The 18,946-nt window shown below is 66.9% G+C and carries 20 protein-coding genes; 10 read left to right on the forward strand and 10 right to left on the reverse strand.

What is annotated here, in order from left to right:
• Positions 1-17 precede the first annotated feature (17 nt).
• From Q0Q48_RS16675 to Q0Q48_RS16685, 3 genes are read left to right on the forward strand one after another with little or no spacing between them, the layout of a single operon-like run.
• Positions 18-200 carry a zinc-finger domain-containing protein gene (locus Q0Q48_RS16675; protein WP_295139844.1) on the forward strand — a complete coding sequence of 61 codons (183 nt, stop codon included), beginning with the start codon at positions 18-20 and terminating at the stop codon, positions 198-200.
• A gap of 12 nt (positions 201-212) precedes the next feature.
• Positions 213-671, forward strand: coding sequence for an acyl dehydratase (locus Q0Q48_RS16680; protein ID WP_295139846.1), 459 nt, complete (start codon positions 213-215; stop codon positions 669-671).
• A gap of 11 nt (positions 672-682) precedes the next feature.
• Positions 683-1,486 carry a phytanoyl-CoA dioxygenase family protein gene (locus Q0Q48_RS16685; RefSeq protein ID WP_295139848.1) on the forward strand — a complete coding sequence of 268 codons (804 nt, stop codon included), beginning with the start codon at positions 683-685 and terminating at the stop codon, positions 1,484-1,486.
• Positions 1,487-1,516: 30 nt separating this feature from the next.
• Here Q0Q48_RS16685 and Q0Q48_RS16690 read toward each other — a convergent pair whose 3' ends face one another.
• The 7 genes from Q0Q48_RS16690 to Q0Q48_RS16720 are packed head-to-tail and all read right to left on the reverse strand — an operon-like array spanning position 1,517 to position 7,176.
• Positions 1,517-1,894 (reverse strand): hypothetical protein, encoded by a 378-nt coding sequence (locus tag Q0Q48_RS16690; RefSeq protein ID WP_295139851.1) that lies wholly within the window; start codon positions 1,892-1,894, stop codon positions 1,517-1,519.
• 49 nt (positions 1,895-1,943) lie between these two features.
• On the reverse strand, positions 1,944-2,966 hold the full coding sequence (locus Q0Q48_RS16695; RefSeq protein ID WP_295139852.1) for an NADPH:quinone oxidoreductase family protein: 1,023 nt from the start codon (positions 2,964-2,966) through the stop codon (positions 1,944-1,946).
• A gap of 30 nt (positions 2,967-2,996) precedes the next feature.
• Positions 2,997-3,764 (reverse strand): crotonase/enoyl-CoA hydratase family protein, encoded by a 768-nt coding sequence (locus tag Q0Q48_RS16700; RefSeq protein ID WP_295139854.1) that lies wholly within the window; start codon positions 3,762-3,764, stop codon positions 2,997-2,999.
• A gap of 9 nt (positions 3,765-3,773) precedes the next feature.
• A complete protein-coding gene (locus Q0Q48_RS16705; RefSeq protein WP_295139856.1) occupies positions 3,774-4,154 on the reverse strand; it encodes a hypothetical protein in 381 nt (126 codons plus the stop codon).
• Positions 4,151-4,612 carry a hypothetical protein gene (locus tag Q0Q48_RS16710; protein WP_295139858.1) on the reverse strand — a complete coding sequence of 154 codons (462 nt, stop codon included), beginning with the start codon at positions 4,610-4,612 and terminating at the stop codon, positions 4,151-4,153. Before Q0Q48_RS16710 ends, Q0Q48_RS16705 begins: the two co-directional genes overlap by 4 nt.
• 4 nt (positions 4,613-4,616) lie before the next feature.
• Positions 4,617-5,804, reverse strand: coding sequence for a urate hydroxylase PuuD (locus Q0Q48_RS16715; protein ID WP_295139860.1), 1,188 nt, complete (start codon positions 5,802-5,804; stop codon positions 4,617-4,619).
• 10 nt (positions 5,805-5,814) lie between these two features.
• Positions 5,815-7,176, reverse strand: a complete 1,362-nt coding sequence (locus Q0Q48_RS16720) for a nucleobase:cation symporter-2 family protein (protein ID WP_295139862.1) — start codon at positions 7,174-7,176, stop codon at positions 5,815-5,817.
• Between the two features lie 171 nt (positions 7,177-7,347).
• Between Q0Q48_RS16720 and aceB the strand changes: the two genes are divergently transcribed.
• Genes aceB through Q0Q48_RS16740 form a run of 4 tightly spaced genes read left to right on the forward strand, consistent with a single transcriptional unit; the run spans position 7,348 to position 11,936 of the window.
• Positions 7,348-8,967: a malate synthase A gene (gene aceB, locus Q0Q48_RS16725; protein WP_295139864.1), complete on the forward strand. Its 1,620-nt coding sequence runs from the start codon at positions 7,348-7,350 to the stop codon at positions 8,965-8,967.
• A gap of 10 nt (positions 8,968-8,977) precedes the next feature.
• Positions 8,978-10,510, forward strand: a complete 1,533-nt coding sequence (locus Q0Q48_RS16730; protein ID WP_295139866.1) for an acyl--CoA ligase — start codon at positions 8,978-8,980, stop codon at positions 10,508-10,510.
• A gap of 10 nt (positions 10,511-10,520) precedes the next feature.
• Positions 10,521-11,489, forward strand: a complete 969-nt coding sequence (locus Q0Q48_RS16735; RefSeq protein WP_295139867.1) for a 2-dehydropantoate 2-reductase — start codon at positions 10,521-10,523, stop codon at positions 11,487-11,489.
• A 15-nt stretch (positions 11,490-11,504) separates the two neighbouring features.
• Positions 11,505-11,936: a GNAT family N-acetyltransferase gene (locus tag Q0Q48_RS16740; protein ID WP_295139869.1), complete on the forward strand. Its 432-nt coding sequence runs from the start codon at positions 11,505-11,507 to the stop codon at positions 11,934-11,936.
• 269 nt (positions 11,937-12,205) lie between these two features.
• On the opposite strand, the gene Q0Q48_RS16745 is transcribed toward Q0Q48_RS16740, so the two are convergent.
• Both Q0Q48_RS16745 and Q0Q48_RS16750 read right to left on the reverse strand, forming a co-directional pair.
• Positions 12,206-13,054, reverse strand: a complete 849-nt coding sequence (locus tag Q0Q48_RS16745) for a uracil-DNA glycosylase (protein ID WP_295139870.1) — start codon at positions 13,052-13,054, stop codon at positions 12,206-12,208.
• Complete coding sequence (locus tag Q0Q48_RS16750; RefSeq protein ID WP_295139872.1) at positions 13,051-14,079, reverse strand: alpha/beta fold hydrolase; 1,029 nt, start codon at positions 14,077-14,079, stop codon at positions 13,051-13,053. Before Q0Q48_RS16750 ends, Q0Q48_RS16745 begins: the two co-directional genes overlap by 4 nt.
• A gap of 93 nt (positions 14,080-14,172) precedes the next feature.
• On the opposite strand from Q0Q48_RS16750, the gene Q0Q48_RS16755 reads away from it, so the two are divergent.
• From Q0Q48_RS16755 to Q0Q48_RS16765, 3 genes are read left to right on the forward strand one after another with little or no spacing between them, the layout of a single operon-like run.
• Positions 14,173-15,852 carry an electron transfer flavoprotein-ubiquinone oxidoreductase gene (locus Q0Q48_RS16755; RefSeq protein WP_295139875.1) on the forward strand — a complete coding sequence of 560 codons (1,680 nt, stop codon included), beginning with the start codon at positions 14,173-14,175 and terminating at the stop codon, positions 15,850-15,852.
• 5 nt (positions 15,853-15,857) lie between these two features.
• The gene (locus Q0Q48_RS16760) at positions 15,858-17,648 is read left to right on the forward strand and encodes a tetratricopeptide repeat protein (RefSeq protein ID WP_295139877.1); all 1,791 of its coding nucleotides are present in this window, start codon (positions 15,858-15,860) and stop codon (positions 17,646-17,648) included.
• A 30-nt stretch (positions 17,649-17,678) separates the two neighbouring features.
• Positions 17,679-18,515: a 4-(cytidine 5'-diphospho)-2-C-methyl-D-erythritol kinase gene (locus Q0Q48_RS16765; RefSeq protein ID WP_295139878.1), complete on the forward strand. Its 837-nt coding sequence runs from the start codon at positions 17,679-17,681 to the stop codon at positions 18,513-18,515.
• Here Q0Q48_RS16765 and Q0Q48_RS16770 read toward each other — a convergent pair.
• On the reverse strand, positions 18,507-18,946 hold a 440-nt coding region (locus Q0Q48_RS16770), incomplete at its 5' end, for a peptidoglycan-binding domain-containing protein (RefSeq protein ID WP_295139880.1). The genes Q0Q48_RS16765 and Q0Q48_RS16770 overlap by 9 nt on opposite strands.

The raw sequence follows: 18,946 nt of genomic DNA on the forward strand, positions 1-18,946 counted from the left end.
GTAACAGGAGTGGGATCGTGACGGAGCCGTTTGAAGTCATCACTGTCGATACTGACCGCGTCGCCTGCGATGGCGGTGGCGGCGCGTTGGGCCATCCCAAAGTGTACCTCAACCTGGGCCCGGAAGGACACGTCGAGTGTCCCTACTGCAGCAGGCTCTACAAGCTGCGCGAAGGCGCAACTCTCGCCCACGCTCACTGAGGGAACGGCCCCATGAAACAGCTCGGGGAAGGCTGGAACTGGCGCGACCTGAAGGTCGGCGACAAGTTCGTCACCTATGGCCGAACGATCTTCGAGGCCGATCTCCTGAATTTCGTGACCCTTTGCGGCTTTTCCGAGGAGCTGTTCACGAACAGGGAGTACATTCGCGAGCATGCGCCCATGCGCGGCGGCCATCCCGTGCCGGGCGCCCTGGTCTATTCGATGGCGGAAGGCCTGGTGATTCCGACCACGTTGCAGGGCACGGGTCTCGCCTTCCTGTCGATGGGCTTCGACATCAAGGGCCCGACCTATGTGAACGACACGATCCATGTCGAGATCGAGCTCACCGAGATCAAGCCGACCTCCAAGGATCCGATGCGCGCCCTGGTGCGGACCACCAACCTGGTCAAGAACCAGAAGGGCGAGACGGTGCTGATCTACACGCCGTTGCGCATGATGCAGGGCAGCTGACGTCGATGCCGATGCCGACCGACGCAGAGATCGCCCGCTACCGGGAAGATGGCGCGATCTGCCTGCGCAACGCCATTCCGATGGAGTGGATCGAGCGCATGCGCGCGGCGGTGGACGACGACATGGCCAGCCCGGGCCCCATGGTGCGGATCAACACGCCGCAGGGCGCGCCCGGCCTCTTCTTCGTCGACTTCCAGCTCTGGCAGCGCCATCCGGCGGCACGCGCCTTCGTCCATGAATCGCCCGCGCGCGAGATCGTGGCGAAGCTCATGGGTTCGAGGGAGGTCGTCTACTATCACGACCATCTCCTGGTGAAGGAGCCGGGCACGCAGGAGCGCACGCCCTGGCATCACGACCAGCCCTACTATCCGATCGACGGCGAGCAGGTGATCTCGCTGTGGACGCCGCTCGATCCGGTCGACCGCGAGACCTGCGTCGAATACGTGAAGGGCTCGCAGCGCTGGGGCCGCTGGTTCCAGCCTAAATTCTTCAAGCAGGGCGGCGTCGACCTGCAGGTCCAGGACAGCCGCTTCGAGCCGCTGCCCGATCTCGATGCCGAACGCGGCCGACACGAATTCCTTGCCTGGGACATGGAGCCGGGCGACGTCATCGCCTTCCACGCGCTCACGCTCCACGGCGCCTCGGGCAACCGTTCGTCGTCGCGCCGCCGTCGCGCCTGGGCGACACGCTGGTGCGGTGATGACGCGCGCTATGGCGCCCGCGTCGGCCAGATCTCGCCACCCATCGAGGGCCACGGGCTGAAGCCGGGCGACCGGCTGGAATGCGAGACCTTTCCAAAGGTGTGGCCGGCTTAGTCGGGCGAGCGGGGCCGGAGGCAGGCGCTCCTATGAGCCCGCGTCGAACCCGTCCAGCCACTCGCGGGCATGGTGCAGCTCGCGGAAGATCCTCACCGGGCGATCGCCCTGGGCCAGCACCTCGAACAGGCTTGCCTGCCGGTAGGCCTCTTCCGTGACCGCGACGATGGCGAGGGGGCCGAGCCTGGCGACCTGCATGTAGGCGCGGATGCGGGCGCCGAGCATCATCATGTCGGCGTCGCTCAACATCACCGTGGCGTGCGTCATGTCGAAGATCTTGCGGTAGGACAAGACGTCGGCGACGGCCACGCCGTCGAGATAGGTTGCGATATCCTTGAGCCGCAGCTCATCGCGCGCGACGGCGATCACGAGGCGGTGCGGCTTGGAGATCGTCCATTGGACCGGCATGTGAGCACACTATGCCGGAACGACCGCAGAACCGACAAGCGTCCGAGTGTTACGGAACCAGGACGGCCTTGCCGACGACGGTGCGCTCCTCGATCAGGCGAAATGCCTTCACCCAATCTGCAAGGTCGTAGGTCGCGGCCACCGTCGCCTTGAGCTTGCCCTCGGTGAACCAGCGCGTGAGGTCCTTCTGGGCCTCAGCCACCAGCGCACGACGCTTCACGAGCGCCTCCGCTTCCTTCGGGGACGGCACACCCTTGCCGCCCCAGCCGTTCCAGTAGCCGTAGTAGAAGCCGATCACCGTCACGTTCTTGACCAGCAGGATATTGGCGGGGATTTGCGGGACGGTGCCGCTGGCGAAGCCCATAGGGATGATGCGCCCCTCGGGCGCCACGCAGCGCAGCGAGGCATCGAAAGCCGATCCGCCGACCGGATCGTAGATGACTTCGGCGCCGCGTCCCCCGGTGATTTCCAGCACCCGCGTGCGCAAATCCTCCGCACGATAGTCGATCAGATGATCGGCGCCGGCCTCGCGCGCCGCCTTGAGCTTGTCGGCGCCGCCGGCGCTGGCAATGACGATTGCGCCCATCGCCTTGCCGACCTCGATGGCGGTGAGGCCCGAGCCGCCGCCCGCGCCGTGCACCAGCAGCACTTCGCCGGGCTGCAGGTTGGCCTTCCACTTCAGGGCGCCGTAGGCCGTGGGATAGAGCGTCGGAAAATTCGTCGCCTCGGCGTAGGGCATGATCTCGGGGATCGGCACGAGGTTCGCGGCAGCGGCCGTCGCGTATTCGGCGAAGGCGCCCTGGCTGACGCCCGTCGCGATGCGGTCGCCGACCGCCACGTTGGTCACGCCGTCGCCCAGCGCCACCACATGGCCGGCCAGCTCGTTGCCGGGCACGTAGGGCAGGGCGGGCTTGTTCTGGTGCTTGCCCTGCACGCCCAGCATGGCGGCGAAGCTCACGCCCGCGGCACGGACCTTGACCAGCACCTCGCCGGCCTTCGGCACGGGCTGCGGAATGTCCTCGACCTTCAGGCTGTCGATCGGACCATAGGCATGACAAACCAGTGCCCGCATATCGCTATCTCCCGGATTACTTCTTGGACTCTATTTCCTGAAGGCGCCGTGCCGGCCTTCGCCCTGGGCGAAGCGTGCGGCGCCGCTCTGCGATTCCTGCCGCCTCGCTTCCAGCGACAGCTCCATCTCCCGCCGGATCGCCGACGCCTCATCCCGATCGAAGCTCTCGTAGGCGGACTGGCGGTCCGACGTCATGGCGATCGGCGGGAAGCCGGCAATCTGGCGCGCCAGCGTCTCGGCCTCGGCCCGCGTCGTGCCACGCGCAACCTTGCGGGTGGCCAGTCCGATCGCGATCGCCTCGTCGGCGCCGACGGCGCGGCCGGTCAGCAGCATGTCCATGGCGCGTCCCTGGCCCACGATGCGCGGCAGGCGCACGGTCGTGCCGTCGCTCATCGGGACACCCCAGCGGCGCGAGAACACCCCGAAGGTCGCCGTGTCGTCGACGATCCGGATGTCGCAGAACAGCGCGACCCCCAGGCCCCCGGCGCAGGCATGGCCTTCGATGGCGCCGATCACCGGCTTGGACAGCGGCGCGCGCAGAGGGCCCTCGTCGCTGCCGGCCCAGGGAAAATAGTCCGTTCCCGAGCCCAGCTCCTTGAGATCGGCGCCGGCGCAGAAGGCGCCGCCCGCGCCGGTCAGCACGGCGACACGCGCCTCGGGATCGGCCTCGAAGGCGCGCAGCGCGTCGGCAAGCCCGTGCGCGGCCTCGTTGTCGAGGGCATTCCTGGCTTGTGGCCGGTTGATAATGATGGTGGTCACCGGCCCCTGGGCCTCGACCAGAATTTTCGGCGTGCTCATGCCATCGTCTTAGCGAACCGTGGCAAGCTCGTCTTCAAGCTGGGCGTTGGAGCGGGTCGGTGTGCGGAAGTACCACCAGTTATCCTGGGGGGTCCATTTCTCCTTCCGCGCGGTGCCATGGCCCCAGACGCAGCGCTTGAAGTCGCGTGTCGAAGCCATGAAGGCCCGGTCGGCCTCGTCGAGCTTCAGGGCATGATCACCCATCTCCTCGCGGCTGAACATTGGCAGCGCCTCGAGGATGAGCTCGCGCACATCGACATCGTTCAGCCAGTTGTCGAGGTCGAAACTGTAGTCCTGCCGCTCGAGGTCCCGGGCAAAGCCGGCCCACTGGTCGATCAGCTCCTGCAGCTCTGCGACGTCGGGTGGGCCGGGCGGCGGTGGCGGCTTCAATTGCTTCCTCGTTCGGACTGCCGACGGTAGTAGCGCTCGCCGTCGTTGGGCTTGAAGAAGGTTCTTATGACGCCGTTGGGATTGAACGCGATGAAGGCGCCGGTGTCACGGTCGAAACGTGTGACGACGCCATCCCGCCGCACCGTCTCGAGGATCGGTCCGCCGGCCTTCGCGTCGCGCAGCAGTTGCGCCTGCCGGAGATAGTCCTGCTTCGTGATGCGACCGAACTCGCTGCCATGCTTTTCGTAGTGATCGTCGAGGCGGCGCTGGTCGGCGAAGCCCACGCTCGCGCCCCAGCCCTGGCCCGCCTCGCGTGCCTCGGCGGAGATCGCGGGCCCGCGCGCGACCTCGCGCTGTCCGCGTTCGGAAACCTGGGACCAGAAGAGGAAGATCGCGACCGCCGCCAAGGCCGCCGAAAGCAGACGGCGCCACAGCAAGCCGCGGGAGCGGACGTTCATGCCTCTATTGTGCGCCGCCTTTGAACCAGCGCGCAATCATGCGGCGCTCGGCGTCGGTGATGTTCGTCATGTTGCCGGGCGGCATGACGCGCGAGGCGGCGGCCTGCTGGTTGATGGCCGCGGCCATGGCGCGAATTTGTGCGGGGGTCTCGAGCACGAGCCCCTTGGGCGGCGCCAGGAAGCCTTCCTGCGTCGGCTTTGCGGCATGGCAGGGCGTGCAACGCGCCTGGATGATGGGCTGGACCTCGGCGAAGGCCACCGGTTCGCCGCCGTCGGCGCTCGGCCTCGGCAGCGAAAGAAGTGCGGTGAAGGCGATGAAGACGAAGCCCGCCGCCAGCACCAGCGGATTGGCATTGCCCTTGTGGCGCTGGACGAACCAGACGCGGATCAGGGCGCCGGCGATCGAGATCGTCAGCAGCAGCACCCAGTTCCATTCGTGGCCGTAGAGGCCGGCGTAATGGTTGCTGATCATCGTGAACAGCACCGGGAGTGTGAAATAGGTATTGTGGACCGAGCGCTGGCGGCCGCGCAGCCCGTGGATCGGGTCGGGGATGCGGCCTTCTTCCTTGGCCTTCACCAGTTCGCGCTGGCCGGGAATGATCACGAAGTAGACGTTCAGCACCATGATGGTGCCGAGCATCGCGCCGAAATGGATATAGGCGCCGCGGCCGGAGAAGATGTGGCAAAGCGCCCAGGCGGCGGCCACGCAGTAGAGGAAGACGAGGCCGCCCAGCACGACATCGTCCTGGCCCAGGGTCGAGCGGCAGAGCCAGTCGTAGACCAGCCATCCCAGGACGAGGAACCCGAGCCCGATGGCGATCGCCTGCAGCCTGGTCAGCGGCAGGACCGACGGATCGATCAGCGCGACTTCGGCACCATAGTAGTAGACGAGGCAGAGCAGGAAGAAGCCGGTGACCAGGGTCGTGTAGGCTTCCCACTTGAACCAGTGCAGTTCGGGCGGCAGCCGCTCCGGCGCCACCTTGAACTTCTTGGCCGTGTAGAAGCCGCCGCCATGGACCGCCCAGACCTCGCCGCCGATCCCCTTGGCGACGTCGGCCGGGTCGAGCGGCTGGTGCAGGTGGTTGTCCAGCCAGATGAAATAGAAGGAGGCGCCGATCCAGGCGATGCCCACGATCATGTGGGCCCAGCGCAGCAGCAGGTTCAGCCAGTCGACGAAGAAAGCGGCGTCCATCCCATCTCCCTCAGTGCGCCGCTTCGGCCTCCCGCCCGGCTGCCGTCGCCTCGGCCGCGGCGTCGGCACTGCCCCTCATCCCGTTGAAATAGGCGTTGAGCAGGACAGCCGATATCGAGGCCAGCAGGATGCCGCTGTGGAGCAGCGGACCCAGCGCCTTCGGCATCTGGCTGAAGAAGTGCTCCGAGACAAGGGGGATCATACCGAGGCCGATGCTGACGGCAACGACGTAGGTGTTGCCCGGATTGCCGCGGAAGTCGACGCGCGACAGCACCCGAATGCCGGTGGCGCAGATCATGCCGAACATGACGATGCCAGCGCCGCCCAGGACGAACTGCGGGACCGAGGCGACGATCGTGGCGATCTTGGGGAAAAGGCCGAGCATCAGCATGACGACGCCGCCGGTCGCCGTGACCCAGCGCGAGCGCACGCCGGTGACGCCGACCAGGCCGACATTCTGCGAGAACGAGGTGTAGGGGAACGTATTGAAGATGCCGCCGATCACGGTGCCCAGGCCGTCGGCCCGCAGGCCCCGCGTCATCTCGTTCCGCCCGATCGTTTGGTCGGTCACCTCGCCCAGGGCCAGAAAGACGCCGGTCGATTCGATCATCACCACGACCAGGACCAGGCACATGGTGAGGATCGCCAGCGGGTCGAACGTCGGCCAGCCGAACTGGAACGGGTGGACGAGCTGGACCCAGCTGGCCTGCGCGACGCCGGCAAAACTCACCTCGCCTAGCGCGAATGCCACGATCAATCCGGCGATCAGGCCCAGGAGCACGGCAATGTTGGCGAAGAAGCCCGTGCAGTACTTCGTGGCGCCGAGGATGACCAGGAGCACCATGAGCGACACGGCGAGGTAGAGCGGGTCGCCGAAGTGCGGGTTGCCGGCACCTCCCGCCGCCCAGTTGACGCCGACGCCCAGCAGGGAGACACCCACGACCGTTATGATGGTGCCGGTGACCACGGGCGGAAAAAGGGGCAAAAGCCGGCTGATGAACGGCGCCACCAGAATGCCGAAGAGGCCGGCGCCGATCACCGCACCGTAGATGCCGAGCAGGCCGAGCCGTGGATCGGCGGCGATCGCCAGCATCGGGCCGACTGCTGCGAAGGTGACCCCCATCATCACCGGCATCCGAATGCCGAAGCCGCGAAAGCCGATGCTCTGGATCAAGGTGGCAATTCCGCAGGCGAACAGGTCGGCATTGATGAGGATCGCCACCTGGTCCTTGGGAAGCTTCATCGCGCTGCCCAGGATCAGGGGAACGGCGACGGAGCCGGCATACATCACGAGGACGTGTTGCAGGCCGAGCGGAAGCAGCTTTGCCAAAGGCGGCTTCTCGTCCACCGGCTGCACGGTGCGGTCAGGCATCGATCTTCCTCCCCCCCGAGCGATGTCCACCGCTTCCCCGGTTCGCTTCGCTCCTGGGGTCGCCACCGCCGAGCCCCCCGGCGGAAACGCCAATTGAGACTCGCCTAAGGAAGTGGACGGCGGTAAATCGCCCTTTCGACTGTATCCGAAAGAAATTCGAGGGGAACGAGAATGGCGGCTTTGGACCTTCCGGCGGGCGTTGCGATCGACGGTGCCCTCAAGCCCGGCTTCGAAAAGGTGCTCACGAAAGAGGCAGTCGCTTTTGTTGCCGACCTTCAGCGCAAGTTCAACGCCCGCCGTGAGGAACTCCTGGCCCTGCGCGTCGAGCGCCAGAAGCGCCTCGATGCCGGCGAGAAGCCGGACTTCCTGCCCGAGACCGCCAAGATCCGCGAGAGCGACTGGACCGTCGCGCCGCTGCCCAAGGACATCCTCGACCGCCGGGTCGAGATCACCGGTCCGGTCGACCGCAAGATGATCATCAACGCGCTGAACTGCGGCGCCAACGTCTTCATGGCCGACTTCGAGGATGCCTCGACCCCGACCTGGGCCAACATGGTCGAAGGCCAGTACAACCTGGCCGACGCGGTGCGCCGCCAGATCGACTATGTCGATCCGGTCAGCGGCAAGTCCTACAAGCTGAACGAAAAGACCGCGGTGCTGTTCGTGCGACCGCGCGGCTGGCATCTGCTCGAGAAGCACATGACGGTCGACGGCAAGCCGATGTCGGGCTCGCTGTTCGATTTCGGCCTCTACTTCTTCCACAATGCCAAGGAAGCGCTGTCGCGCGGCACCGGCCCCTACTTTTACCTGCCGAAGCTGGAGAGCCATCTCGAGGCCCGGCTGTGGAACGACGTGTTCGTGGCAGCGCAGGACGCGCTCGGCGTGCCGCAGAAGTCGATCAAGGCCACGGTGCTGATCGAGACGATCGTCGCCACCTTCGAGATGGACGAGATCCTGTGGGAGCTGAAGGATCACTCGGCCGGCCTCAATTGCGGCCGCTGGGACTACATCTTCTCCTTCATCAAGAAGTTCCGCGAGCAGGAGTGGGCGGTGCTGCCGGATCGCGGCACGGTCGGCATGACCTCGCACTTCCTGCGTTCCTACAGCCAGCTCGTGATCAAGACCTGCCACCGCCGCGAGGTCCACGCGATGGGCGGCATGGCCGCGCAGATTCCGATCAAGAACGACACCAAGGCCAACGAGGAGGCGATGGCCCGCGTCCATGCCGACAAGAAGCGTGAGGCCGGTGACGGCCACGACGGCACCTGGGTCGCGCATCCGGGCCTGGTGCCGATCGCCAAGGCCGAGTTCGACGCGGTCATGAAGGAAGCCAACCAGATCGCGCGCAAGCGCCAGGACGTGCACGTCACGGCCGCTGACCTGATCCAGATCCCGACCGGTCCCAAGACCGAGGCCGGCCTGCGCCAGAACGTGGCCGTGGGTATCGGCTACGTGGAAGCCTGGCTGCGCGGCATCGGCTGCGTGCCGCTGTTCAACCTCATGGAAGACGCCGCCACCGCCGAGATCAGCCGCGCGCAGGTCTGGCAGTGGGTGCGCCACAACCAGAAGCTCGACGACGGGCGCGCCATCACCAAGGAACTGGTCCGCGAGATCGTGCGCGAGGAGAACGACAAGGTGAAGGCGCAGATCGGCGAGGAGGCCTACAACAAGGGGCGCTACGAGGATGCCGCGCAGCTGATGATCGACCTGGTCGAGCAGCCGCAGTTCTACGAGTTCCTGACCCTGCCGGCCTACGACCGCATCATGGCCGACGAGAAGGCGGCGGCCTGAGGGACATAAGATGATCAAGACCGTTTATGACGTCACGTCCGCGGGCAAGCCCGATGCTCCGGCGATCGGCGCGCCGGGCCGCCCCTGGCTCACCTATGCCGGCCTGAAGAAGCTGACGGACGACACGCTGGCCGCGCTCAACGCGGTCGGCATCGGCCGCGGCGACAGGGTCGCCATGGTCGCGCCGAACGGGCCGGAAATGGCGTCCTCGTTCATCGCCGTTGCCTCGGGCACCAGCTCGGCACCGCTGAACCCGGCCTATCGCGCCGACGAGTTCGAGTTCTATCTCGACGACCTGAAGCCCAAGGCCGTGATCGTGCAGAAAGGCATGGACAGCCCCGTGCGCGCGATGGCGGAGAAGGTCGGCGTGCCGATCATCGAGCTGGTGCCGACGGAAGACGGTCCGGCGGGCAGCTTCACGCTCGACGTCTCCGCGCTGAAGCCCGCGCAGGCCGCCAGGCCCGGCACGTCCGTGGATGGCGAGATCGCGCTGGTGCTGCACACGTCGGGCACGACCGCGCGGCCCAAGATCGTGCCGTTGTCGACCGCGAACCTGGCAGCGTCGGCGCGCCACATCGCGACCTCGCTGGCGCTGACGCCGGCCGACCGCTGCATGAACATCATGCCGCTGTTCCACATCCACGGGCTGATCGCCGCGACGCTCTCGTCGCTGGGCGCCGGTGCGTCGGTCTCGTGCACGCCGGGCTTCAACGCGCTGCGTTTCTTCGCTCAGCTCGAGGAGGTGAAGCCCACCTGGTACACGGCCGTGCCGACCATGCACCAGGCGATCCTGACACGCCTGCGCAGCCATGCCGACGCGGCGAAGGCCGCCAAGCTGCGCTTCATCCGCTCCTCCTCGGCCTCGCTGCCGCCGCAGGTCATGCTCGAGCTCGAGTCCGCGTTCGATTGCCCCGTGATCGAGGCCTACGGCATGACCGAGGCCAGCCATCAGATGGCATCGAACGCGCTGCCTCCCGGCAAGCGCAAGCCGGGTGCCGTCGGCCTGCCCGCGGGTCCGAAGATCGCCATCATGGACGAGGCCGGTCACTTCCTGCCGCAGGGCACGATCGGCGAGGTCGTGATCCAGGGACCCAACGTCACGGCGGGCTACGACAACAATCCGGATGCCAACCTGAAAGCCTTCGCCGACGGCTGGTTCCGCACTGGCGACCAGGGCCGCTTCGACGAGGACGGCTATCTGTTCCTCACCGGCCGCCTCAAGGAGATCATCAACCGTGGCGGCGAGAAGATCAGCCCGATCGAGGTCGACACGATCCTGATGGATCATCCGGCGGTCGAGCAGGTCGTGACCTTCGCGATCCCGCATCCGATGCTGGGCGAGGATGTCGGCGCGGTCGTCGTGCTGCGGGCGGGCCAGGAAGCGACGGAGCGCGAGCTGCGCGACTTCGTGGCCAAGCAGGCCGCCGACTTCAAGGTGCCGCGCAAGGTCGTGTTCGTGAGCGAGATCCCCAAGGGTGCCACCGGCAAGCTGCAGCGCATCGGACTTGCGGCCAAGCTCGGTCTCGGCGAGGCGAAGGCCTGAGGAAAACGACGTGACATCGATCTGCGTTTTCGGCGCCGGTGCGATCGGCGGCCTGATGGCGGCCAAGCTCGAAATGGCCGGCACGCCCGTCACCGTGGTGGCGCGCGGCCCTCATGGCGAGGCGTTGCGCACGAGGGGCCTCGTCCTGCTGAGCGAAGGCAAGGAGACGGTGACGGAACCCCGCGTCGCGTCCGATCCGAAGGAGATCGGCCCGCAGGATTATCTCGTGCTCACCCTGAAGGCGCATTCGCTCTTGCCGGCGATGGAGCAGCTCAAGCCGCTGATCGGGCCGCACACCACCATCGTCGCGGCGATCAACGGCGTGCCCTGGTGGTACACCTACAAGCTCGGGGGCGAATTCGAGGGCAAGCGCATCGAGTCGGTCGATCCCGGCGGGGCGCTGACGGCCGCGCTGCCGCCTGCGCAGGTCCTGGGCAGCATCGTCTATCCCGCGGCCGACGTGGTCGAGCCCGGCGTGATCCACCACACCTATGGCGATCGCTTCACCCTGGGCGAGCCGGACGGCAGCCGCAGCGAGCGCGCGGCGAAGCTCTCCGAGCTGCTGATCAAGGCCGGCCTCAAGGCGCCGGTGCGGCCGCGCATCCGCGACGAGCTGTGGGTCAAGCTCTGGGGCAACATGGCCTTCAACCCGATCAGTGCGCTGACCGGCGCGACACTCGACAAGGTGATCGGCGATCCGGGGACGCACGCGGTCTGCCGCGCGCTCATGGTCGAGGGACAGGCCGTCGCCGAGAAGCTCGGCGTGAAGTTCGCCATCAACGTCGACAAGCGCATCGCCGGCGGCGCCGAGGTCGGCGCCCACAAGACCTCGATGCTGCAGGACCTTGAACGTGGCCGGCCGCTCGAGATCGAGGCGCTGCTGGGCGCCGTCGTCGAGATGGCGGAATGGGTCGGCATCGACATGCCGATCGGCCGCAGCGTGCTGGCCCTGGTCCGCCAGCGCGCCGCGATGCGCTGAGGGGGCTGGGCGCTGATGGAAAAGGTCGAGCTCGTCTTCGATCCCGACAATACGCGCGCCGCGGACTATGTCGGCAAACGTCTGGGGATGTTCAATGCGAGCCGGACGGGCCGGTCCGATTACTATCCCTGTAAGATCTTCCTGAAGGGCGAGAAGGGCGAAACCCTGGGGGGCCTGCTGGGCTACCTCTGGTCGGACTGGCTGTTCGTCTCGATCCTCTGGGTCGACGAGGCGCTGCGCGGCCAGGGCCACGCCACGCGCCTGATGGACGCCGCCGAGGACTATGCCCGCCAGCGCGGCTGCCACTCGGCGCATCTCGACACCCACACCTGGCAGGCTCGCCCGTTCTACGAAAAACGCGGCTACGAGGTCTTCGCCACCCTCGACAACTTCCCGCCGGGCCATCAGAAGTTCTTCCTGAGGAAGAGCCTCCAGCAGGCCATTTGAACGCCCGAGTCCCGGCGCTAAACGAAACAAACGAATTAAGCGAAACAAACGAAGCCGATGTCGCACCCTCCCCGATTTGGGTCGCGGCGGCCGTCGGCGCAACAATATTGCGCACCGGGGCTTCTGGGAGACCTATTCCGATGGGTTGTTGGTTCCTTGTCGGCGTGGCGCCGCGAAGGACCTGGCGAATCCACCAGAGTCCCGTTCGGCGAGTCCTGCATCCCTCGCGCGCTCGGGATGACAGGAGCGCAGCCGGCCCAGCCCTCGCGTCAGCGAACGCCCAACTCCTTCAGCCGCTTGTCGAGCGACAGGAGGTCGACCCAGCTCTGGCGCTTGCTGGCGGGGGTGCGCAGCAGGTAGGCCGGGTGGAAGGTCGGGAGCGCCGGGACTTCGCTGCCATCGTCGAGTGTCAGGCTCGTCCATTTGCCGCGCAGGCGGGTGATGCCCTCGGTCGTGTTCAGTACGGCCTTCACCGCCGTGCCGCCGGCCAGCACCACGATCTTCGGTTTTGCCAGTTCGATGTGGCGGCGCGTGAAGGCGAGGCAGATGGCCTGCTCGGCGAGGGTCGGCGTGCGGTTGCCGGGCGGGCGCCAGAAGAGAATGTTGGTGATGTAGAGGTCGCGCTCGCGGCTCATGCCGATGGCCGAGAACATGCGGTCCATCAGCTGGCCGCTCACGCCGACGAACGGCTTGCCCAGCCGGTCCTCGTCGGCGCCCGGCGCTTCGCCCACGATCATCACCGGCGCGCCGGCGACGCCGTCGGAGAACACGGTGTTCTTGGCGGTGCGCTTCAGCGCGCAGCCCTCGAAGGCGCGAACCGCCTCCTCGAGCTCGGCGATGGTGTTTGCCTGTTGCGCGACCGCGCGGGCGTCCTCGGCGAGCTGGGGCGATTCCAGCGGCACGGGCGGGCGCACGACCGGCGCTGCGATGGGCGCGCGGATCGGTGTCGGCGCGGCGGGCGCAGTAGCCGCCGGGGGGAGGGCGGCGGCAACGGCAGCCGGCGGCGGAAGCGCGAAGCGATCGATCGCTTCCTCGCCGATGGCCTCGTCGAGTCCGTGGTCGACATACCAGCGCAGCAGCGCGGCGGCGTCCTGCGGGGCGAACGCCGCTTCGTTCATGCCAGGCTCTTGATGAAGGCGCCCAGGATCGGCGCCCACATCGCGGCGTCGGCGTGGCTGGCCATGTGCCCCTTGTCCGACGGCATCTCCACATAGGTGAGGTCGACGCCCGCCTTGCGCATGGCGAGGGCGTGGGCCGCGCAGTCGGTGAGGTCGAACAGCTTGTCGGTCTTGGAGATGACGTAGAGGACCTTGGTCTTCTTCAGCTGGTCGTACTGACCTGTGATGTCGAAGCCGTCGATGGCGCGGCGCAGGGTCACCAGCGAATGTCCGTCGTAGATCTTCGCCCAGCTCTTGGCGGCGACCTTGGCCTCGGCCTCGCCCTGGCCGTAGTTCAACAGTGTCTCGTAGCGGATCTGTTCGAGCGTGCCGGGAATGCCGCCATTCTCGTAATACCAGCCGCCGTTCCAGTTCGGATCGCTGGCGAGGCGGGCCTGCAGCGCCTCCAGGCCGCCGAGGCGACCGGGCGCGCGCGGCGCGGTGACGGAGGCGGCGATACCCTTCATGAAGCCGGGGAAGGAGGCGGCCCACTGGAACGACTGGAAGCCGCCCATCGACGGGCCAACCACGGCAACGAGGCTCTTCAGCCCCAGCGAATCGACCAGCAGCTTCTGGCTGGCGACCATGTCGCGCAGGGTGATTTCCGGAAAGGTCGGTCCGTAGGGCTTGCCGGTGCCGGGATCGGTCGAATTGGGTCCGGAACTGCCGTGGGCGGAACCCAGCGCGTTCACCGACACGACGAAATACCGGTCGGTGTCCATGGCCTTGCCCGGCCCGATCAGCCCGTCGAACCAGCCGGCCGCCCCCTCGGTGACGCCACGCCCCTGCTTGCCGAGTGCATTCTTGCCTGCTGCGTGATGGGACGAGGTGTAGCCGTGCACGACCAGGATGGCGTTGTCCTTGGCCGGGGACAGCGTGCCGTAGGTTTCATAGGCGAGTTCGAGGATGGGTAGCGTCTTGCCACTTTCCAGCCTGAAATCCCGTGCAGAGAAGGTCTTGCTCTCGATATCGATCAACGCTGGCACAGGAATCCCCTTTTCAGCGGGTGGCGATCCTGCCCCCGACACGCTATCTAAATCAAAGGATTGCCGTCCGACAGGCGCGCGTCCATCGGGAAAATGGAATTGCAGAGCGAGATGGGCATGACGCGCGAGGCGATGGAATACGACGTGGTGATCGTGGGTGGTGGTCCGGCTGGGCTGTCGGCGGCGATCCGCCTGAAGCAGCTTGCTGCCGAGCGCAACCACGAGGTCTCCGTCTGTCTGATCGAGAAGGGCTCGGAGCTGGGCGCCCACATCCTGTCGGGTGCCGTCGTCGATCCGATCGGTCTCAACGAGCTCATCCCGGACTGGAAGGAAAAGGGCGCACCGCTCGAGACCCAGGTCACCGACGACCAGTTCCTATTCCTCACCAAGGGCGGCTCCTACCGCTTCCCCAACTTCCTGCTGCCGCGGCTGATGAACAACCACGGCAACTACATCGTGAGCCTCGGCGAGGTCTGCCGCTGGCTCGGCCAGCAGGCTGAGGCACTGGGGGTCGAGATCTATCCGGGCTTCGCCGCCGCCGAGGTGCTCTACAACGAGGATGGCTCGGTGAAGGGCGTCGCGACCGGCGACATGGGCATCGCCAAGGACGGCACGCACAAGGACAGCTACACGCCCGGCATGGAGCTGCATGCCAAGTACACGCTGATCGGCGAAGGCGTGCGCGGCTCGCTCGCCAAGCAGCTCATGGCCAAGTTCGACCTGCGCGACGGCGTCGATCCGCAGAAGTTCGGCATCGGCATCAAGGAATTGTGGCAGGTCGATCCGGCCAATTTCCGCAAGGGCCTGGTCGTGCATTCGCAGGGCTGGCCGTTGTCGGAGACCGGCAGTTCGGGCGGTTCGTTCATGTATCACTTCGGCGACAACCTGGTTGCCATCGGTCTCGTGGTGCATCTCAGCTACGAGAATCCGTACCTCTCGCCGTTCGACGAATTCCAGCGCTTCAAGACGCACCCCGACGTCGCCAAGTATCTCAAGGGCGGCAAGCGTCTGGTCTATGGTTCGCGCGCGATCAACGAAGGCGGCATCCAGTCGGTGCCCAAGCTGACCTTCCCGGGTGGCGCGCTAATCGGCTGCTCGGCGGGCTTCGTCAACGTGCCGCGCATCAAGGGCAGCCACAATGCGGTGAAGAGCGGCATGCTCGCCGCCGAGGCGGCGTTCGAAGCCCTCGCCGGCGGCAAGACCGGCGGCGACGAACTGATCGCCTATCCCGTGAAGCTGAAGGCGTCGTGGATCTGGAAAGACCTCGACAAGGTGCGCAACGTGAAGCCGGCGCTGAAGTGGGGCACCACGCTCGGCACGCTCTACGGCGGCATGGACATGTGGCTGCACGATCTCGGTCTGCGCGTGCCGTGGACCCTGCGCCATCACAAGGCCGACCACGAGACGCTACGGCCGGCCAGCGAGTTCCAGCCCATCCAGTATCCCAAGCCCGACGGCGTGATCTCCTTCGACAAGCTCTCCTCGGTGTTCCTGTCGAACACCAACCACGAGGAGGATCAGCCGCCCCACCTGAAGCTGCGCGATCCGTCGATTCCGATCGCGGTGAACCTGCCGCTCTATGCCGAGCCGGCGCAGCGCTATTGTCCGGCCGGCGTCTATGAAGTCGTGACGGCCGACAACGGCCAGCCGCGTTTCCAGATCAACGCGCAGAACTGCGTGCACTGCAAGACGTGCGACATCAAGGATCCCGCACAGAACATCGATTGGACCGTTCCCGAAGGCGGCGGCGGTCCCAATTACCCCAACATGTGAGACGCATGAACCGCACCCCCTTTGCGCTGCTTTCCGCCGCGCTGCTGTTCGCTCTTCCCCTCTCCGGCCAGGCCCAGCAGGGCCCGGCACCCCAGGGCGGCGCCCGGCCGCCGGCCACGCGGCCGCCGGCCGTCCAGCCCGGCCAGCGACTGGCGCCGATCTCCCTGCAGGGGCGCTATCTCGCCGCCCGGGTCGGCGAGCAGGATCACGATTACGACGCCGCCGCCGACCAGATGGATCAGGCCCTGGCGCTGACGCCGCTCGATCCCGAGCTGATCTATGCCGTCTTTCGCCTGCGCATGTATGCCGGCCGGATCGACTCTGCTGCCGAGCTGGCGCCAGCCGTGCTGGCCACGCGGCCGGGCGATGGCTTCGCCAATCTCGTGATGGCGATCCAGGCCATCAAGAAGGGTGAATACAAGGCCGCCGAACAGCAGCTCAACAAGATCGGTGCCGAGAATCAGCTGGGCGCGCTGCGCGACTACGTGATGGCGTGGCTGAAGGCCGGCGAAAAGGACTACTCGGCGGCGCGGGCCCTGCTGGTGCGCCTGAAGCCCGCGGCCGGCGAGCGCGCCGAGGCCCCCTCGCTGGTGATCGAAGGACAGATCGACGAGATGGCGGGCGACAAGGCCGCCGCCGAGGCGAAGTACCGGCGCGCCATGTCGATCGACCGCAACGGGCTGCGCACCACGATCTCGGTTGCCGAAGGGATGCGGCGTCTCGGCAAGGATGCCGAAGCGCGCGAGATCCTGAAGACCTATGGCGCGCGCTACGGCGACTCCGTCGTGATGGATGGGCTGATGGGCCCCAATGCGCCGATGCCCAAGCCACCGACTCCGGCCTCGGGCATTGCCGAGATCCTGTTCGACATCGGCGGCATCCTGGCCTCCGATCCGCGCAACCAGCGCACCGATCTCGCGCTGATCTTCTACCAGCTCGCGACCGCGCTGAAGCCGGAACAGGACTTCGCCTGGCTGATGATCGCGGGCCTCTACGAGCAGTTCCACCAGATCCCCAAGGCGATCGCTGCCCTGGGCAGGATCGGACCGACTTCGCCGCTCTACTGGCAGGCGAGGCTGCGGACGGCGGCGCTCGACGCTCAGGAGGACAAGTTCGACCAGGCGGTCGCCCGCCTCAGGACGCTGGTCGCAGAAAAGCCCGATCGCATCGACGCGGCCCTGACGCTGGCGGACCTTTTGCGCAGTAAGGACCTCTTTGCCGAGGCGGTTGCCGCCTACGATACGGCGATCTCGCGACTGGGCACTCCCGACGAGCGGCACTGGCAGGTCTATTTCGGACGCGGCATCGTGCTCGAGCGCACCAAGAACTGGCCGAAGGCCGAAGCCGACATGAAGAAGGCGCTCGAGCTCTCGCCCGAGCAGCCCTACGTGCTGAATTACCTCGGCTACAGCTGGATCGACCAGGGCCTGCACCTCCAGGAAGGCATGAAGATGCTGGAGCGCGCGACCGAGCTGCGGCCGGACGACGGTTCCATCACCGACAGCGTGGGTTGGGCCTACTACCGGCTCGGCCAGTACGAGAAGGCGGTGGAGTGGCTTGAGCGCGCGACCGAACAGAAGGGCGACGACTCGACCATCACCGATCATCTCGGCGACGCCTACTGGCATGTCGGCCGCCGCCGTGAGGCCCGCTTCCAGTGGGAGCGCGCGCTGCATCAGAAGCCCGACAAGGATCGTCTGCCGATCATCCAGGACAAGATTGCCAACGGTCTGAATCCGTCGAACGACAAGCCGACCGTCTACGAGAAGGCCGCCGACTCCAAGCAGGGCGGCTGATCGAAGGACGGCTGATCGAGGACAGGCGGCGTGCTGCCCGCGCGAGCCAAGGTTAATCTCTGGCTGAAGGTCGTCGGACGTCGCCCTGACGGCTTCCACCTGCTCGATTCGCTGGTCGCCTTCACGGATCTCGCCGACGAGATCGAGGTTGCGCCTGCGTCGGACTTGTCCCTCCAGATCGTCGGACCCGGCGCTGCGTCGCTCGAAGGCGATTCCGACAATCTGGTGCTGAAGGCGGCGCGCCTGCTGGCAGGGCGCGCCGGCGTGGCGCCGCGCGCCGCGCTTCGTCTCACCAAGCGCATTCCCGTGGCAGCCGGTCTGGGTGGCGGGTCGGCCGATGCCGCCGCGGCGCTTCTCGCCCTGATCGAGCTGTGGCGTATCGCGATGCCCCAGGAGGAGCTGTTCGATCTCGCGGCGACGCTTGGCGCCGACGTGCCTATGTGCCTCGTCGGCCGGCCTGCGCTGGCCTCCGGCATCGGCGAGCGTCTTGCGCCGGCGCCGGCCTTGCCGGCCTGCGCCATCCTGCTGGTCAACCCCGGCGTTGCGCTGCCGACGCCGGCTGTCTTCGGCGCGCGACAGGGAAGCTTCTCCGCGGCCCTGCCGATCGGCGACGGCTGGCAGGACCTTGGCGATTTCGCGCGCGACCTCGCGCGACGCGGCAACGACCTGACCGAGGCTGCCATTTCGCTGCGGCCGGAAGTCGCCGATGTACTCGCGCGGCTGCAACGCAGCGACGGCGCCGCCCATGCCGCAATGAGCGGCAGCGGGGCGACCTGCTTTGCTCTGTATGGAACCATCGAGGAAGCGCAGCGCGCGGCGTCGCTTCTTCCTGCGTCGTGGTGGTGGCACGCCGGCCGTCTAGTTTGAGCCGTCCCGGGGCTTGGGCTTCATCAGAAGCTGCATCTCCTTCAGCGAGTCGAACAGCTCTCGATTGGCCTGGCCCGTGACCTTGAGACCGGCCAGTCCCTCGTACTCGCGGATTGCCGCGCGCGTTGCCGGCCCCATACGGCCATCGGGCGCCTTCTCGTAGAACCTCATCTCGCGCAGCAGCGCCTGGACGGCGCTAACCTGCGCCGCTGATGTCGTTGGCCACGCATCGGGATCCACGGGGGCTGCCCTTAGGATGTCGGCCGATGTGGGTGGGGTCGGCGGTGGTGCCGCGGCGGCGAGCTTGATCGGCTTCGGCGGAGGCGGCGCGGGTGGCGTGGCCTTCGCGATGTCGGCGGACATGGGCGGCGGCGGCGGTGGTGCCGCGGCGGCGAGCTTGATCGGCTTCGGCGGAGGCGGCGCCGGCGGCG

Source organism: uncultured Reyranella sp., assembly GCF_945957355.1.
Taxonomy (GTDB): Bacteria; Pseudomonadota; Alphaproteobacteria; order Reyranellales; family Reyranellaceae; genus Reyranella.

Coding starts and splice junctions, on each gene's coding strand:
- Q0Q48_RS16685 (WP_295139848.1), top strand. CDS start 683: ATGCCGACCGACGCAGAGATCGCCCGCTACCGGGAAGATGGCGCGATC.
- Q0Q48_RS16710 (WP_295139858.1), bottom strand. CDS start 4,612: ATGAACGTCCGCTCCCGCGGCTTGCTGTGGCGCCGTCTGCTTTCGGCG.
- Q0Q48_RS16695 (WP_295139852.1), bottom strand. CDS start 2,966: ATGCGGGCACTGGTTTGTCATGCCTATGGTCCGATCGACAGCCTGAAG.
- Q0Q48_RS16740 (WP_295139869.1), top strand. CDS start 11,505: ATGGAAAAGGTCGAGCTCGTCTTCGATCCCGACAATACGCGCGCCGCG.
- Q0Q48_RS16720 (WP_295139862.1), bottom strand. CDS start 7,176: ATGCCTGACCGCACCGTGCAGCCGGTGGACGAGAAGCCGCCTTTGGCA.
- Q0Q48_RS16700 (WP_295139854.1), bottom strand. CDS start 3,764: ATGAGCACGCCGAAAATTCTGGTCGAGGCCCAGGGGCCGGTGACCACC.
- Q0Q48_RS16745 (WP_295139870.1), bottom strand. CDS start 13,054: ATGAACGAAGCGGCGTTCGCCCCGCAGGACGCCGCCGCGCTGCTGCGC.
- aceB (WP_295139864.1), top strand. CDS start 7,348: ATGGCGGCTTTGGACCTTCCGGCGGGCGTTGCGATCGACGGTGCCCTC.
- Q0Q48_RS16755 (WP_295139875.1), top strand. CDS start 14,173: ATGGAATTGCAGAGCGAGATGGGCATGACGCGCGAGGCGATGGAATAC.
- Q0Q48_RS16730 (WP_295139866.1), top strand. CDS start 8,978: ATGATCAAGACCGTTTATGACGTCACGTCCGCGGGCAAGCCCGATGCT.
- Q0Q48_RS16715 (WP_295139860.1), bottom strand. CDS start 5,804: ATGGACGCCGCTTTCTTCGTCGACTGGCTGAACCTGCTGCTGCGCTGG.
- Q0Q48_RS16760 (WP_295139877.1), top strand. CDS start 15,858: ATGAACCGCACCCCCTTTGCGCTGCTTTCCGCCGCGCTGCTGTTCGCT.
- Q0Q48_RS16690 (WP_295139851.1), bottom strand. CDS start 1,894: ATGCCGGTCCAATGGACGATCTCCAAGCCGCACCGCCTCGTGATCGCC.
- Q0Q48_RS16680 (WP_295139846.1), top strand. CDS start 213: ATGAAACAGCTCGGGGAAGGCTGGAACTGGCGCGACCTGAAGGTCGGC.